At 45.4% G+C, this 14,911-nt stretch carries 15 protein-coding genes; 8 read left to right on the top strand and 7 right to left on the bottom strand.

The annotated features are described in order from the left end of the window. Positions 1-81 precede the first annotated feature (81 nt). Genes GXP65_RS15955 through GXP65_RS15965 form a run of 3 tightly spaced genes read right to left on the bottom strand, consistent with a single transcriptional unit; the run spans position 82 to position 2,446 of the window. Positions 82-720, bottom strand: coding sequence for a YdcF family protein (locus tag GXP65_RS15955; protein WP_012127636.1), 639 nt, complete (start codon positions 718-720; stop codon positions 82-84). Next, on the bottom strand, positions 717-1,544 hold the full coding sequence (locus GXP65_RS15960; protein WP_162093244.1) for an NAD(P)H-binding protein: 828 nt from the start codon (positions 1,542-1,544) through the stop codon (positions 717-719). Before GXP65_RS15960 ends, GXP65_RS15955 begins: the two co-directional genes overlap by 4 nt. 29 nt (positions 1,545-1,573) lie before the next feature. Further along, positions 1,574-2,446 (bottom strand): LysR family transcriptional regulator, encoded by an 873-nt coding sequence (locus GXP65_RS15965; RefSeq protein ID WP_162093245.1) that lies wholly within the window; start codon positions 2,444-2,446, stop codon positions 1,574-1,576. Positions 2,447-2,535: 89 nt separating this feature from the next. On the opposite strand from GXP65_RS15965, the gene GXP65_RS15970 reads away from it, so the two are divergent. After that, positions 2,536-2,958, top strand: a complete 423-nt coding sequence (locus GXP65_RS15970; protein ID WP_005430267.1) for a PACE efflux transporter — start codon at positions 2,536-2,538, stop codon at positions 2,956-2,958. An 87-nt stretch (positions 2,959-3,045) separates the two neighbouring features. Here the strand turns inward: GXP65_RS15970 and GXP65_RS15975 are convergent, their stop codons facing one another. After that, complete coding sequence (locus GXP65_RS15975; protein WP_005430269.1) at positions 3,046-3,282, bottom strand: TIGR02647 family protein; 237 nt, start codon at positions 3,280-3,282, stop codon at positions 3,046-3,048. A 299-nt stretch (positions 3,283-3,581) separates the two neighbouring features. Here GXP65_RS15975 and focA point away from each other — a divergent pair, with 299 nt between their 5' ends. Next, complete coding sequence (focA, locus tag GXP65_RS15980; protein ID WP_038889509.1) at positions 3,582-4,442, top strand: formate transporter FocA; 861 nt, start codon at positions 3,582-3,584, stop codon at positions 4,440-4,442. A 62-nt stretch (positions 4,443-4,504) separates the two neighbouring features. Here focA and GXP65_RS25080 read toward each other — a convergent pair whose 3' ends face one another. Both GXP65_RS25080 and GXP65_RS15985 read right to left on the bottom strand, forming a co-directional pair. Further along, a complete protein-coding gene (locus tag GXP65_RS25080) occupies positions 4,505-4,642 on the bottom strand; it encodes a hypothetical protein (RefSeq protein WP_005430270.1) in 138 nt (45 codons plus the stop codon). A gap of 251 nt (positions 4,643-4,893) precedes the next feature. Next, entirely contained in the window at positions 4,894-5,694 is an 801-nt protein-coding gene (locus GXP65_RS15985; protein WP_162093246.1) for an ABC transporter permease, read from the bottom strand. Positions 5,695-6,156: 462 nt separating this feature from the next. On the opposite strand from GXP65_RS15985, the gene torE reads away from it, so the two are divergent. The 4 genes from torE (at position 6,157) to GXP65_RS16005 (ending at position 11,998) form a co-directional block, all read left to right on the top strand. Further along, the gene (gene torE / locus GXP65_RS15990; protein WP_162093247.1) at positions 6,157-6,336 is read left to right on the top strand and encodes a trimethylamine N-oxide reductase system protein TorE; all 180 of its coding nucleotides are present in this window, start codon (positions 6,157-6,159) and stop codon (positions 6,334-6,336) included. Between the two features lie 50 nt (positions 6,337-6,386). Continuing rightward, entirely contained in the window at positions 6,387-7,571 is a 1,185-nt protein-coding gene (gene torC, locus GXP65_RS15995) for a pentaheme c-type cytochrome TorC (protein WP_005430271.1), read from the top strand. A gap of 26 nt (positions 7,572-7,597) precedes the next feature. After that, entirely contained in the window at positions 7,598-10,060 is a 2,463-nt protein-coding gene (torA, locus tag GXP65_RS16000; RefSeq protein ID WP_012127641.1) for a trimethylamine-N-oxide reductase TorA, read from the top strand. 198 nt (positions 10,061-10,258) lie between these two features. Further along, a complete protein-coding gene (locus tag GXP65_RS16005; protein ID WP_162093248.1) occupies positions 10,259-11,998 on the top strand; it encodes an alpha-galactosidase in 1,740 nt (579 codons plus the stop codon). Between the two features lie 74 nt (positions 11,999-12,072). Here GXP65_RS16005 and GXP65_RS16010 read toward each other — a convergent pair whose 3' ends face one another. Next, on the bottom strand, positions 12,073-13,287 hold the full coding sequence (locus GXP65_RS16010; RefSeq protein WP_162093249.1) for a putative manganese transporter: 1,215 nt from the start codon (positions 13,285-13,287) through the stop codon (positions 12,073-12,075). Positions 13,288-13,493: 206 nt separating this feature from the next. Between GXP65_RS16010 and GXP65_RS16015 the strand changes: the two genes are divergently transcribed. Both GXP65_RS16015 and GXP65_RS16020 read left to right on the top strand, forming a co-directional pair. Then, positions 13,494-14,399 (top strand): manganese-dependent inorganic pyrophosphatase, encoded by a 906-nt coding sequence (locus GXP65_RS16015; RefSeq protein ID WP_162093250.1) that lies wholly within the window; start codon positions 13,494-13,496, stop codon positions 14,397-14,399. Positions 14,400-14,473: 74 nt separating this feature from the next. Continuing rightward, positions 14,474-14,863: a DUF2750 domain-containing protein gene (locus GXP65_RS16020; protein ID WP_005425781.1), complete on the top strand. Its 390-nt coding sequence runs from the start codon at positions 14,474-14,476 to the stop codon at positions 14,861-14,863. Positions 14,864-14,911: the final 48 nt, after the last annotated feature.

Genomic DNA, 14,911 nt, shown 5'->3' on the forward strand with positions numbered 1-14,911 from the left:
CGCTTGTACGGTGGTGTGAGAGGACGGAGGCCGTGAGGCCTCCTCCTACTCGATTCTGGTTGTTGGTCACTGAGCGAGGGATTACGCGAGACCAAACTCGAACTTTTCTCGTAGGGCTTGATAGGAGGATTCAACGTGTGCAGGAATCTCTTGCTTCGTTTGAAAGCCTTTCTCTGGATAAGTCTTAACGCGAGAAAAATCTTCCATCAATGCTTCCAGTACCATCATCAGAGGCATCTCTTCGTTAATGTATTCAAAGAAAGGATGCGCAGTAGAGGTCACTTGCAGACGTGAATAAGGTGATTGCCATTGCTTTTCGAAGGTCGCGATGGCGCGTCGTTCCATAAATGGTTTTTGAACCAAGATGAGAGACTCGCAGTTAACCCCTTTTTCTATCAACAATTGTTCCGTGAATCGAACGTTCTCACCGCTGTTGCTTGACTGTGTTTCGATTAAGATTGCTTCGTTTGGTACGCCAGCAAGTTTTGCAATTTCTGCAAAGGTTTCGGCTTCGCTTTTGTCAAACAAGCCATCCGTAAAACGGCCTTCACCGCCAGAAAATACAATCAGAGGTGCAAGCTTTTGGTGGTAAAGCTTTGCGGCGTATTCGGCAACACGTAAATCATTGCTACACATAACAAATAAGCAGTCAGCAGGTGTGAGTTCCTGCTTGAGTTGCATGTAATCCCACAAGGTTTCAATGTGTTGATAAAGCTTCATAGTGCATCCAGCGTTGAGTTGAATTGGAACTGGTAGCCAAGCGCAATAAGCTTGTCTGCAAGGATTCGTTTATCGGCAGTTTCAGTGACTGGCGGAAGGGCAATATCTAAGTCATTTCTCGTAATGGCCGCTTGGTAAAATTCGGCTTTGCTGACAGTGTTCGGCGTGGTGGCGTTCACCACCTCATTGCTGATTTGATTGAGAGCGAAAGCCGTTGCTGCCACAGCATCGTTTTGATGCACCATATTCGCTGGGGCTTTACGGCTAACTTGTTTCAATCGCAGTGCAAAGCGAGAAGGATGGCGGTCAGAGCCTATCAAACCACTGCAACGGACGATGGCGTAGTCGATGCCGGAGTCAATGACGTATTGCTCGGCTTGTAGCATGATGCGAGCGTTGTCTGAGAAGTGTTCCTTCGTTTGGGCTAATGCGAGTGTGGCGTCTTCTTCTTTCATATCGACGGCTAGGTTTGGGTATACCGTCGTTGAGCTGACCATCAAAATCTTTTCAACGTTACTCGCTTTTGCCGCTTCAGTTAAGCGCTGCCATTGCTGTGCGTACTCTTGTCCATTCCCTTTACGAAAGCCAGGAGGGAAAGCGCCGACAATACGTTCGATATGGTGCTGTTTGATGATATCAATGAGTCGCTGCTCAGAGTTCGATTCATTGAGGTCGAGTAGAGCAGTTTTAACGGAAGGTATTGGAAACTCATCCAATCGAGTTTGACTACGTCGCGTGACGATAACTTGATGCCCTTGGTCAATGAGCGTTTGTGCAAGTGGGGTACCTAGCCAGCCTGCACCTATGATCAATGTATTTGCCATCGGTAATGTTCCTACTGTCAGCCCTGAGTTCATTCAAACAGGGTTTGTAATTCTAATCTGGCTTGTTGGTGTAGGGGATCGGAATGCCATTTCTGATGTTGTATCAAATCAATGTTGACTTGCCATGCCAGTTTTGTGAATTCTTCGCCAAGTTTCACTAAGGTGTTTGGCGCGTAAGACACCAAATGCTCAGGAAGAAAGCACCAGCCAAATCCCTTGTTCGCCAGTTCTAATAATATGTAGTAATCATCAGCGTACCAGATATCTGGGCTGAACGCCTGATTAAGACCACTCACATCTTCATTCTTTGAACGGATCACCAGTTGGCGATGCTGCTTAAGTTCATCGATGTTTCGGATGGGCTGTTTTGCTAAAGAGTGTTCTGATGATACAAACACGTCGAAACCAATATTCCCCAAGTTAGATAAATCAACATTCTTGGGCATTTGTAAATCACTTAGAATAATGCCTGTCGTCGCGCGCTCAGATTTGATGAGCTCTATAATGTCTGGGCTTGATGCCGTGAGACACTCTACCTGAAGGCTAGGGAATTTTTGCTCTAACGTTTTCAATGCAATAGGGAGGCGAGTTAATGGAATCCCTTCATCAACAGCAAGCACTAACTTGTTTGTTGGCGCAGAGAAAAGTTGAGATGCCTTGTTATTCAGTCGATCCAGCTGACTGAGGGTCGCAAGTGCGTAAGGCATTAGTTCATGACCTTTCTCAGTTAGCTTGGGATAGCGGCCAGAGCGATCGAATAGATCGACACCGCAATCTAGCTCCATGTTCATGATGTGTTGGCTGATCACCGATTGTGCCCGGCCGAGCTTTCTGGCAGCGGCTGAAAAGGAGCCGGCTTCCGACGTGGTCACAAACGCTTGCAGTTGTTCAATAGTAAACATATCGCTTTTACCGATGGTATCTAACTTTTGATTATCTGAATGATAGATAAAATGCCAGTCATTGAGTAGAACTATTTAGGTAAAACATCATGACTCGTAACGAACGTATCTTTCACGCTGTACTATTTGAAATGATTGCTCTCGCGATCATTATCCCTGCTGCTTCTTTGATTACAGGGAAGGGATCCAGTGATTTAGCGGTGGTCGGTATTGGTTTGAGTCTTTACACTGTAGTTTGGAACTACATTTATAACCTGTACTTTGATAAGTGGTTTGGTTCAAACCGAGAGGAGCGCAGTCTAGCGATGCGAATTGGTCACACGCTAGGATTTGAAGGTGGATTAATCTTCTTGTCTATTCCTGTGATTGCTTGGTTCTTGGAGATCACTTTGCTGCAAGCGTTGGCATTAGAGGCTGGCTTTTTAATTTTCTTCTTATTCTACGCGACGGGCTTTAACTGGGCATATGATAAAATTCAGCCATTTGGTAAAGTGAGAAAACTGATCGCTTAATATAGTGAATCTAGATAAATTTAATTATCAAAAAAGCCACCATTGCGGTGGCTTTTTAAATTCAGATATTGGTTTGTCTAAATATCATTATTCCGCAGAAAGCACTCGAAGGATCTTATCCGCGTGTTCTGCAACTTCGATCCCTTCGTCAGTTAGGTAACCGCCATCTGGCTGTGTGCATAGTTGTTTTTCGTACAGACGCGCAACGGCTGCCTGCATTTCTTCAGAAGCTTCTTTGTGGACTTTGATGCCAGTAGCTGCGCTGCTTAAATCGAATTGAAGAAGTAGGTTCAGTTCGGCGATATGGTCAGCTGAATATTTCATAGGTAATTCCTTCGTACTTTTTTAACCAAGCTAGTCTGAAAACTAAGGTTGAGCAATAGAAAAGCCTTAGAAATGTTAAGTGTAGCGCTATAGGCCTGATATAACGCGGAAATTTTATTCTACAGTAAACATTTGAACCAAATATTAATAATGGTTAGGACAATAACTCATTGTTGAATTTTATCGATTACTCTCTCAGCAACAACAAATTTGGTAAACATGAAAAATAGCCCTTGAAAAAGTCTGGAAATGGAGCGATTATCCGCGCCTCGTTAATTGTTTCTAAATGTTACACTTCCATGAACTTCAATCAGTTTGACTCACTATTACCACCTCAGGCTGCTGAACGTGCCGCCGAAGTAGGTGTTGGCAAAGCAACTAAAGCTCCGATGAAATCTTTCCTGCTGGCGATTTCTGCAGGTATTCACATTGGTATTGCTTTTATTTTCTACACAACCGTAACCACTGGTGCCGGTGATCTTCCTTGGGGCATTACACGCCTTATTGGTGGTTTGGCATTCAGCCTTGGCTTGATCTTGGTGGTTGTTACTGGCGGTGAGCTGTTTACCAGTTCGGTTCTTACGCTGGTGGCACGTGCAAGTGGCAAGATTTCATGGAAAGCCTTAATGAAGAACTGGCTGGTTGTATACTTCGGTAACTTGGTTGGTGCGGTTCTACTTGTTGTTTGTATGCTTATTACTAAGCAATACATGTTCGACGGTGGACAAGTGGGCTTGAATGCGATGGCAATTTCGCAACATAAGCTGCATCACGGTTTCTTCCAAGCCGTCGCGCTGGGCATCATGTGTAACGTTTTAGTATGTATCGCAGTTTGGATGACGTTTAGCGGCCGCACCCTGACAGATAAAATCGCAGTAATGATCTTGCCGGTAGCGATGTTCGTTTCTGCAGGTTTTGAGCACTGTATTGCGAACATGTTCCAAGTACCAATGGCGATTGGTATTAAATACTTTGCTCCAGAGTCATTCTGGCAAATGACAGGTGCCAACATTGCAGACTACGCGGATCTGAACATGATCGGTTTCTTGACCAACAACCTGATCCCCGTGACGATTGGTAATATTATCGGTGGTGGTGTCTTCGTTGGCATGTGGTACTGGATGATTTACCTGCGTGATGAAGATAAGCATCTGAAATAATTTTCAAAAAAGGCAAGCTATATGGCTTGCCTTTCTTTTATCTGAATGTTTTAGCTGGTGCGCTAGACGAGCTCTTCGTTGATACCAAATTCATTTGGGATCCAGTGAGATGTCATTTCTACAGGCTCTTGTGTTAGCCAGTCTACAGGTACTTCTGACACTAAATCATCGAGTTTTTCTCGCGTGATTAACCTATCCATGATGAATTCTCCTTTCGTCGGTTAACTGCACTCTAGAGGCAGTCGATGACGCTTCTATGACCAATCTGTGATCGTTTGATTGATGAGGAGAGGTCAGTCTCAAAGTTGCTCTTATGTTTCTGGTTGCTTATGGGTTTTTGGGGTTTATCCACATTTTCTGTGGATAACCTGTCTCAAAGATCGTGAGTATCTTTTTTGATCGAGAAAAATTCATAAAATGAGACGCTTATGTGATGGCGAAGTGACCAACTTTAAGCCTTATCCTTGTTGATAAACTTCACTTTTATGCGGCCTTCTTTTGTTTGTACACAGCTCAGCGTCATCTCTAAGGTAATCGCCACAGACACACTGAGCATGACAAAAATCGCTAGCATGATGATTAATTGGTACTTGATGGCCACCATCGGGCTAGCGCCACCTAAGATTTGGCCTGTCATCATGCCGGGAAGCGTCACCAAGCCAGTCGTTGCCATGGAGGCGAGAATAGGCGCCAGAGATTTACGAAGCGCTTCTTGAAGGAAAGGGAAGGAGGCGTATTTGGGTGATGCACCTAAAGATATAGCGGCTTCATATTCAGATTTTCTTTGCTCGAAAGCAGTGAATAAGTTCTGCAGGGCAACGATGTTGCTGCTCAAGCTGTTGCCCAGAAGCATGCCTGCTAAAGGGATCATATACTGCGCGTTGTAAAAGGGCTCTGGCTTGACGAGGCCAAAAGCAATCGCCGCAAGCAAAGGGAATAAGCTGCTAGACAATCCTGCGATTAAAGGCCACATGAGAGGTTTTTGGGGTAGATTGGTTTTACTCACAATTGAGCTTGCCCCAACCACAATCATAATCGCTAGCCACAACAAATTTACTGCCAAGCTATTCAGCTTAAAAAGGTATTCCAAATACACACCGACAAGAACCAATTGAACGGTCATACGCACAACGCTAATGACAGTGTCTTTGGCAATGCCAAGTTTGTATCGTTTATTGATGGTGAGTGGAATGAGCAGAATCAAGCTAAAAAGGGCTAGTTCAAACCAATTAATATCCACAACTTGATTCATAAACTTTCTCCGGAAACAAACGTTTTGATTCTAACGAAGTGCGGTTGGTTTATGAATTAGCGAGGTCTGTTTTTTGCAATCTTACGTTTGAAAAAGCACGATGATTTAGTGAAGTTTTCTTAACAAGACGATCACAACTGCTTGTCTTTAGTCGGAAAAAGAGCGATTTAGTAGCACGAAAAAATCCAGAAAATTGTAAACAAAGTTAATCTTGTGTTGTATTCTTAACATGTCTGCAAAAGACTTATTTTTTCACATCCATTAATATTTTTTCACAAAGAATATCAATCAAACACATCTCTGGATGAGCTCAAAAAAGTGTTGGATAACAAGGGGAGGAGCATCAGATTTGATTGAACCTTACTATTAGTATGGTCTAACATTTTCCCATAGAGATTGTAAAAAACTTAAGCTTGGTGACGCGGGCTTTCCAATAACACTAGATACAAAATAGGCAAATGTATGAGTGATGTTAACAAAATTGAGAGTGTTGAAAAACGCTCACTGGAGTGGAAGTCGTTCCTCTTCATTGCAGTTGTTCTCTTCCCAATTCTGAGTGTGGCTTTCGTAGGCGGCTACGGATTTATCGTTTGGGCACTTCAAGTGTTCTTCTTTGGTCCTCCAGGCGCGCACGGCATGTAAGCCGGTGAGCTCATAACCACACTTTAGAAAAGATTTTAAGAGAGCAAATAATGAAATCATTAATCATTAAACTGTGGCGTACGATGACGCGCCCGGCAGTCCATATCAGCCTAGGCGTGCTGACTATGGGCGGTTTCATCGCTGGTGTTATTTTCTGGGGTGGCTTTAACACAGCCCTAGAAGCAACCAACACAGAAGAATTCTGTATTAGTTGTCACACAATGCGTGACAACGTATACGTTGAACTACAAGACACGGTTCACTGGAAAAACCACTCTGGTGTTCGTGCTACTTGTCCTGACTGTCATGTTCCACACAACTGGACAGATAAGATCGCTCGTAAGATGCAAGCGTCTAAAGAAGTATTTGCACAAGTATTTGGCAACTACGACGAACCGGGTGTTTTCGAAGAGCGTCGTATCGAACTTGCTAAACACGAATGGGATCGTTTCTCTGCAAACAAATCTCTAGAGTGTAAAAACTGTCACAACTACGATTCAATGGACTTCGAGCAAATGTCTCCAACCGCTCGTATCCAAATGAAACAAGCAGCTGAGAAAGATCAAAGCTGTGTAGACTGTCACAAAGGTATCGCACACAAACTACCAGCTGGTATGGACAGTATTGGTGGTATTGTTGGTGACCTAGAAGGTATGACTTCAAACACTGACTACGGTGTAGGTCAGCAACTAGTAAGTGTTCGTCACTTACCAATCTACTTCGATGACAAAGGTGCTAAAGAAGCAGGTCTTCTAAACCCAGCATCAACTGTAAAAGTTCTTGAAGACAAAGGCGACTACGTTGAAATTGAAATCGACGGCTGGCGTAAAGCGAAAGGCTTCGGTCGTGTAATTCAAGAAGACTTCGGTAAAAACATCGCAGTAGCATCTCTACTGAAAGAAGCATCAACAGACGCGAACATTGTTACGGCTGGTGAGAAGAAAGTTGATGAGCTAACTGGTCTTCCTTGGGAGAAAGTAGCTGCGAAAGTATGGATCAAGAAAGAATCTATGCTGAACGACATCAACCCTGTATGGGAAAAATCGAAAGAAGCTTACAAAACTAACTGTTCTGTATGTCACACACAACCAGCTGAAGCGCACTTCGATGCGAACACATGGCCAGGTATGTTCGACGGTATGCTAGCGTTCGTTAACCTAGATACAGACAGTGAAGCACTGATCTTGAAGTACCTACAGAAGCACTCTTCAGATTATGCTGAAGGTCACCACTAATAAGCGTCGGATTGGAGTAAAAATAAATGGCTATTACACGAAGAAGTTTTCTTAAAGGTGTAGCAACCACAAGTGCAGCGTCAGTTATCGGTCCAAGCTTATTGGCTTCAGCATCTGCAAACGCAGCTGAGTCTACTGGTACTTGGAAAGTAACAGGTTCACACTGGGGCGCGTTCCGCGCCCACATCTACGCGGGTAAAGTTCAAGAGATCAAACCGCTAGAACTAGACCAGAACCCAACAGAAATGTTGAACGGCATCAAGGGCATTATCTACAGCCCATCACGTGTTCGTTACCCAATGGTTCGTCTAGATTGGCTGAAGAAGCACAAATACAGCGCTGAGACGCGCGGTAACAACCGTTTCATCCGTGTAACTTGGGATGAAGCTCTAGACCTGTTCTACCGTGAGCTAGAGCGTGTTCAGAAAGAATACGGTCCATGGGCTCTACACGCAGGTCAAACTGGTTGGAACCAAACTGGTGCGTTCAACAACTGTACGGCACACATGCAACGTGCTGTAGGTATGCACGGTAACTTCATCACTAAAGTAGGTGACTACTCTACTGGTGCAGGTCAAACCATCATGCCTTACGTACTTGGTTCAACAGAAGTTTACGCACAAGGTACGTCTTGGTCTGAAATCCTAGAGAACTCAGACAACATCATTCTTTGGGCAAACGACCCAGTGAAAAACCTACAAGTAGGTTGGAACTGTGAAACGCACGAATCTTTCAACTACCTAGCGCAGTTGAAGGAAAAAGTAGCGAAAGGCGAGATCAATGTTCTTTCTGTAGACCCAGTTAAGAACAAGACTCAACGTTACCTAGAGAACGATCACCTATACATTAACCCGCTAACAGACGTAGCATTCATGCTTGCTGTTGCGCACGTACTGTACAACGAAGACCTGTACGACAAGAAGTTTATTGAAACTTACTGTCTAGGTTTCGAAGACTTCATCAAGTACGTTCAAGGTGAAACGAAAGATAAAGTTGTTAAGACACCTGAGTGGGCTGCACCTATCTGTGGCGTGAAAGCGGACAAGATTCGTGAATTCGCACGCATGCTAGTGAACGGTCGTACACAGATCCTTATGGGTTGGTGTATCCAACGTCAAGAGCACGGTGAGCAGCCATACTGGGCAGCAGCAGTAGTTGCAGCAATGGTTGGTCAAATTGGTCTGCCTGGCGGTGGTATCTCTTACGGTCACCACTACTCAAGTATCGGTGTTCCTTCAACTGGTTTCGCGGGCCCTGGTGGTTTCCCTCGTAACCTAGATACAGGTATGAAGCCGAAGTGGGACAACAATGACTTTAACGGTTACAGCCGTACTATCCCTGTTGCACGTTGGATCGACTGTCTGCTAGAACCAGGCAAACAGATCAACTACAACGGTGGTAAAGTTAAGCTTCCAGACTTCAAGATGATGGTGATCTCGGGTTGTAACCCATGGCACCACCACCAAGATCGTAACCGTATGAAGCAAGCGTTCCAGAAACTACAAACAGTAGTAACGATTGAGTTCGCTTGGACGGCAACGTGTCGTTTCTCTGATATCGTACTTCCAGCATGTACTCAGTGGGAACGTAACGACATCGACGTATACGGTTCTTACTCGAACAAAGGTCTGATTGCTATGCATCGTCTAGTGGACCCATTGTTCCAATCTAAGCCAGACTTCCAAATCATGAGTGAACTGACTCAACGCTTTGGTCGTCGCGACGAGTACACTCGTGGCATGAGCGAGATGGAATGGATCCGCAGCCTGTATAACGATTGTAAGAAAGCGAACGACGGTAAGTTCGAAATGCCAGAATTTGATGAGTTCTGGGAGAAGAGCGTACTAGATTTCGGTCAAGGTAAGCCTTGGGTTCGTCACGCTGACTTCCGTCAAGATCCAGAAATCAACCCACTGGGTACACCTTCTGGCTTCATCGAGATCACTTCTCGTAAGATCGGTCGTTACGGTTACGAACACTGTCAAGAACACCCAATGTGGTTCGAGAAATCAGAACGCTCGCACGGTGGTCCTGGCTCTGACAAACACCCGTACTGGCTACAATCTTGCCACCCGGACAAGCGTCTGCACTCTCAGATGTGTGAATCTGAAGATTTCCGTGCTACTTACGCTGTTCAAGGTCGTGAGCCTGTATACATCAACCCAGTTGATGCAAAAGCGAAAGGCATTAAAGACGGTGACTTGGTACGTGTATTTAACGACCGTGGTCAGCTTCTTGCTGGTGCTGTACTTACTGACAGCTACCCACGTGGTGTTATCCGTATCGAAGAAGGTGCGTGGTACGGTCCTCTAAACGAGAAAGTAGGTGCAATTTGTACTTACGGTGACCCTAACACACTAACTCAAGACATCGGTTCTTCTGAGCTAGCACAAGCGACTTCTGCGAACACATGTATCGTAGACTTCGAGAAATTCACTGGTAAAGTTCCACCAGTGACTTCATTCGGTGGTCCGATCGAAGTTGCTTAATCAGAGCACTAAGCTATGAATGAAATACCAGCCCTCGGGCTGGTATTTTTTTGACCAAAATTCAGTGAGCGTTCTCTCAATAACCAGTTTGAATAAATTGAGATGCAACGGATTCGTGACGTTGATAACGAATTGGGTGAGGGAAGGGGAGGATAATGCGCTTAATGAAACAATAATAATTAAGTGAGTAGATTCTCTATGGCTCAGACCATTCAATTGGCCAATCACACTGAGATTTCAGTGAGTGATAACGATCTTCAATTTGAAGTCGTAGGCAACCAAATCCATTTTTCTTTTGCCGGGATACACAATAAAACCTTCACCGATCGTGAAGTCTTGTTCCAAATGCCTTTTCTCTATGAGCAAGGTGCAACTGTGCTTGGCGACGGTTTCCAAATGTTGGCGCAGACGAGCGGTACCATTTCTCAACCTATCGATATTGGTCGCTGCCCAGATAACAATAATTCCTACCGTATTTACCCAGAGAGTGCACCTAAGCGTTACTACAACTACTTAGCTGTTGAAGATGCCGCAGGTTACACCTTGTTTGGCTTTACGTCTTGTCATCGCTTTGCAGGCTATTTTGAGGTGCAGGCGCACGGTGAGCATTGGGTTCTTTCTGCTTCTATTGATGGTGAACATACCCAAGTAGCGGATTGGGAACATAACACACTGGAATCTGTGGCCATATTACGCGGTCAATCTCTGTCTGAGCTTTACCAACAATACAGTGAGATGATTGCAAAACATCATCCTGTGCGTGACGGAGTAATACAAGACGCTCCGATTGGTTGGTGCTCTTGGTATGCCTACTACGCGGATGTGACCGAAGACAACGTTTTAGAAAACGTGGAATGTATGCAAGACAACCTAGCCGAGCTCGAATGGGTGCTGCTAGATGATGGCTACCAAGCATTTATGGGCGATTGGCTAACGCCTTCGGATAAGTTCTCTGGTGGTGTGAAAGAGTTGATTCACAACATTCGCGCGAAAGGCAAAAAGCCAGCGATTTGGATGGCACCATTCATTGCCCAGCCAGAATCAGAAATCTTCAAAAAGTATCCCGATTGGTTTGTGCGTCACGAGGACGGAGACCTCCTGAAAGCTGAAGATGTCACTTATGGCGGTTGGCGTTGTACACCGTGGTACATTCTCGATACTTCAAATCCTGAAGTGCAAGATCATCTAACCCACGTTGTGTCCGTCATGCGTCAAGAGTGGGGCGTTGAGTTATTCAAATTAGACGCAAACTACTGGGGCACTTTAAAAGGTAAGCGCAGTCAATCGGGCGTAACCGGTGTAGAAGCCTACCGCATGGGTATGGAAGCGATCGCTAAAGGGGCGGGAGATGCGTGGCTGCTAGGTTGTAACGCACCAATGTGGCCTTCTTTGGGGCTCGTTGATGCCATGCGTGTTTCTGATGATGTAGAGCGCCATAGCCATCGCTTTGAACAAATCGCGAAAGAGACCTTCTTCCGCAGTTGGCAGCATCGCAAGTTATGGCAAATTGACCCAGATTGCGCGACGTTCACTTCATTACCAAACCAAGCCGCTTCGCGTGAAGATTATCAGTTCCATCGTAACGTGTTACTTGCGTGTGGCGGTCTACTGCTTTCCGGTGATCCTCTACCAGAAATCACCCCATTTGCGAGTAAGACGCTAGCGAAACTGATGCTGCGTCAACGCCGTAATCAAGAATCGGCTAAGTTTACCGCGCTAGGTTTAAACCATGCGTTCCTACCACTAACATCTAAAAACGATCTGCACTGTTTGTTCAACTATGCGAACGATGAAGCGACAGAGTTTACGCTTACCGCAGACCAGCCAACAGATTGGTATGATTACTGGACCGGGGAGAAGCTTAACCAAGAGCCTTGTCAGCTATTGCTGGTCAGTTTGGATAAAGGTCTGAATGCTAAAGCTATAGTGACCGCATAGCCTGATTAGATTGAAAAAGAAAAAGAGCCTCGATTGAGGCTCTTTTTATGTCCATTTAAATGTGTGCCAGGCGATTAGTATTCAAATAGGAAGAAGTACCCGTATCCGACAATCAACGCAGGGATGGCCGAGTAGATGGTCGCAACTAACGCCGCTTTCGGTGCCATAGCAATGGCAGGGAATAGGGCATCACCATCATTTGAAATCGCATTTGATAACTGTGCCGATAATGGTACCGCGCCTGAGATATACAGACTGGTAACCAGAATTTGTGGCCCACAGCCCGGAAGCAGGCCAATTGCAAGGCCAATCAGTGGCATCCAAATCCCCCAACCAGAGAACGTAGAGCCTAAATCCAGACCAGAGAAGTATGTGGTGAGCTCGAAAGCGAGGAAAGCCAAAATTACCCATGCACTAACAAAGTTAGTATCTTGCGCCGCTTTTTGAATTGGGTGGGAGTCGATAATTTTGTCATCTTCCGATACGGTCGATTGGTAGTCGCCAAGTTCCTTGGTCATTGCCCACAGGAACATACTGATCACCGCAAACGTCGCCCCTAACCACTCCATGGTCTTGTCTTTCAAACCAAGCATTTGGTTAATATCGACTTGAAAAGAGCCAAGTACTGCAACGATAGTGACAGGCACAAGCAACCATTTCCAAAACGCACCTTGCAAGTTAATCGCGCGCTGCTCCATTGGGGTATGTGTGTCGCCGTGGCTGTTACAGCACTGTGCTTGAGGTGATTGTTCTTTCTGTTTCGGGCGCAGAAAATCATCGGCATGGAAAGCGTTCACCACCCAGCCAGACAACGTACCAACCACGATGCCCAAAGCGATGATACTAAAACCCGTTGCAGGCTTGGCTGCAAGCAACAAGAAAGCCGCATCGCCCATGGTTGAGGTTAGCACGGCAACGATAGCGCCAAAGCCAACACGCCCGCTGATAAATTGTGTTGTTACAACAATTGCACCACCACAACCAGGAAGCGCACCAAGCAGTGCAGCAAAGAATACTTGATGGCTACGAGAGCGGTGGTAAAGCGCGGTCAATCGATTAGTCTTCGACATGAAGTTCGACAGGTAGTGGTATATCGCGAGCGTTGCAGCAACATAACAAGAAACGGCCCAGAACGAATCCGATAGCGTAGCGACGGTGACATTTCTTGTCGCTTCACTTGCTAATAGCGCGAGCAACGCAACGGGTAGCAAAAGTCGCTTATAAGCAAGGCGAAATTGAGCAGGTTGCAGCAACGGGTGTGCTGAATTAAAAATCTTGGTTGCGTTCATAGTAAGCTTAAATGCAAATGGTAATAATTCTCATTATATGAAAGTGAGAATTATTCGCAATAGGCCGTAACAACTTTTCTTCGTGTCAATCTGCCCCAAATCAGGTAAAGTAAGCGCCTTTGTGAGCAAACCCGCTTCCTCGGTGTAATTCGTTATGCAATTCACCCTATTAGGAAGCCATCAAATTGACTTGAATAGGAAGAGACATGATTCTAGTTGTAGGTCATAAGAACCCAGACAGTGACAGTATTTGTAGTGCACTAGTTGCAACTGAACTTCTAAATGCGCGTGGCGTAGAAGCAATGCCAATTCGCCAGGGCGAAATTAACCGTGAAACTCAGCACATCCTAGAAGTAGCTGGCGCAGAAGTTCCTGAGCTACGTACTTCAGTAGCTGGCGAAACAGTTTGGCTAGTAGACTACTCAGATCTAGCGCAAGCTCCAGACGACATCGCAGAAGCTGAAATCGCAGGTATCGTTGACCACCACCGTCTAGGTGACGTGATGACAGTGAACCCAATGGAAGCATGGATCTGGCCTGTTGGCTGTACTAACACAGTACTATTCAACATGTTCAAGATTGAAGGTCACGAGATCAAGCCTCAAATCGCTAAGCTAATGATGTCAGCGATCCTATCTGACACAGTAGGTTTTGCTTCTCCAACTTGTACTCAAAAAGACAAAGATGCTGTTACTGAGCTAGCGGCTATCGCAGACGTACAAGACGTAGACGCATTCACTAAAGATCTTCTAATTGCTAAAACAAACATCGAAGGTCTATCTGCTGCTGAACTTGTTGAAAAAGACCTTAAAGGTTACCCATTCAACGGTCGTGACGTAGTAGTAGGTCAGGTTGAACTTGCGACTCTAGAGCAAGTTGACGGCATGATCGAAGCACTAGAAGCCGATCTAGAAGCGCGTTGTGCAAACGACAACCTAGCATTCGCTGCTGTTATGCTAACAGACATCACTACTGCTCAAACTCGTCTTCTTTACAAAGGTGAGTGGGCTGAGAAACTTGTTAAGCACGAGAAAGACGGCATGCTAATGATGGAAAACACACTAAGCCGTAAGAAGCAAGGCTGGCCTTGGCTTCAAACTGAGCTTGTGTAATTTCATTATTACCAACGTATACTGTAAATGCCCGCCAATAGGTGGGCATTTTTCTATGGGAATAGGAGACGAACATGTCTGAAGCATTAACCCAAGAGCAAATGGACACCATCAATCGCTACAACGAAGAGCAGCGATTGAAATACTGTGTGAAGGAAATCGTAGCAAACCGTAAAGTGTGGATTCTGAAGGATGAACACGGCTGCGTGATGTTAAACACAGAAGACGACGATTGTGTACCAGTGTGGCCAAACGAAGAGTTTGCACAGCAGTGGGCGACAGGCGACTGGGAAGAGTGTGAGCCAGAGGCTATCTCTTTGAACAAATGGCACAGTCGTTGGACGTCGGGTCTAGAAGATGATGAGCTGTCTGTTGTGGTTTTCCCGAACCAGAATGAAGAAGGCGTGGTGCTGTTTCCAGATGAGTTTGATTTCGAACTACGCAAGCAAGCGAGCCGTCGTTAAGCATTACCAATTGCGTTCTGACATTCAGAGACTAAAAAGCCTGCGTTG

Origin of the sequence: Vibrio sp. LB10LO1 (assembly GCF_010092875.1) — a bacterium.
Classification (GTDB): Bacteria; Pseudomonadota; Gammaproteobacteria; order Enterobacterales; family Vibrionaceae; genus Vibrio; species Vibrio campbellii.

What these genes read in the sequence shown, in the direction of transcription:
- GXP65_RS16005 (WP_162093248.1), top strand. Translation starts at nt 10,259, where the DNA reads ATGGCTCAGACCATTCAATTGGCCAATCACACTGAGATTTCAGTGAGT.
- torA (WP_012127641.1), top strand. Translation starts at nt 7,598, where the DNA reads ATGGCTATTACACGAAGAAGTTTTCTTAAAGGTGTAGCAACCACAAGT.
- focA (WP_038889509.1), top strand. Translation starts at nt 3,582, where the DNA reads ATGAACTTCAATCAGTTTGACTCACTATTACCACCTCAGGCTGCTGAA.
- GXP65_RS15955 (WP_012127636.1), bottom strand. Translation starts at nt 720, where the DNA reads ATGAAGCTTTATCAACACATTGAAACCTTGTGGGATTACATGCAACTC.
- GXP65_RS15975 (WP_005430269.1), bottom strand. Translation starts at nt 3,282, where the DNA reads ATGAAATATTCAGCTGACCATATCGCCGAACTGAACCTACTTCTTCAA.
- torE (WP_162093247.1), top strand. Translation starts at nt 6,157, where the DNA reads ATGAGTGATGTTAACAAAATTGAGAGTGTTGAAAAACGCTCACTGGAG.
- GXP65_RS16010 (WP_162093249.1), bottom strand. Translation starts at nt 13,287, where the DNA reads ATGAACGCAACCAAGATTTTTAATTCAGCACACCCGTTGCTGCAACCT.
- torC (WP_005430271.1), top strand. Translation starts at nt 6,387, where the DNA reads ATGAAATCATTAATCATTAAACTGTGGCGTACGATGACGCGCCCGGCA.
- GXP65_RS15965 (WP_162093245.1), bottom strand. Translation starts at nt 2,446, where the DNA reads ATGTTTACTATTGAACAACTGCAAGCGTTTGTGACCACGTCGGAAGCC.
- GXP65_RS15970 (WP_005430267.1), top strand. Translation starts at nt 2,536, where the DNA reads ATGACTCGTAACGAACGTATCTTTCACGCTGTACTATTTGAAATGATT.
- GXP65_RS15960 (WP_162093244.1), bottom strand. Translation starts at nt 1,544, where the DNA reads ATGGCAAATACATTGATCATAGGTGCAGGCTGGCTAGGTACCCCACTT.
- GXP65_RS16020 (WP_005425781.1), top strand. Translation starts at nt 14,474, where the DNA reads ATGTCTGAAGCATTAACCCAAGAGCAAATGGACACCATCAATCGCTAC.
- GXP65_RS15985 (WP_162093246.1), bottom strand. Translation starts at nt 5,694, where the DNA reads ATGAATCAAGTTGTGGATATTAATTGGTTTGAACTAGCCCTTTTTAGC.
- GXP65_RS25080 (WP_005430270.1), bottom strand. Translation starts at nt 4,642, where the DNA reads ATGGATAGGTTAATCACGCGAGAAAAACTCGATGATTTAGTGTCAGAA.
- GXP65_RS16015 (WP_162093250.1), top strand. Translation starts at nt 13,494, where the DNA reads ATGATTCTAGTTGTAGGTCATAAGAACCCAGACAGTGACAGTATTTGT.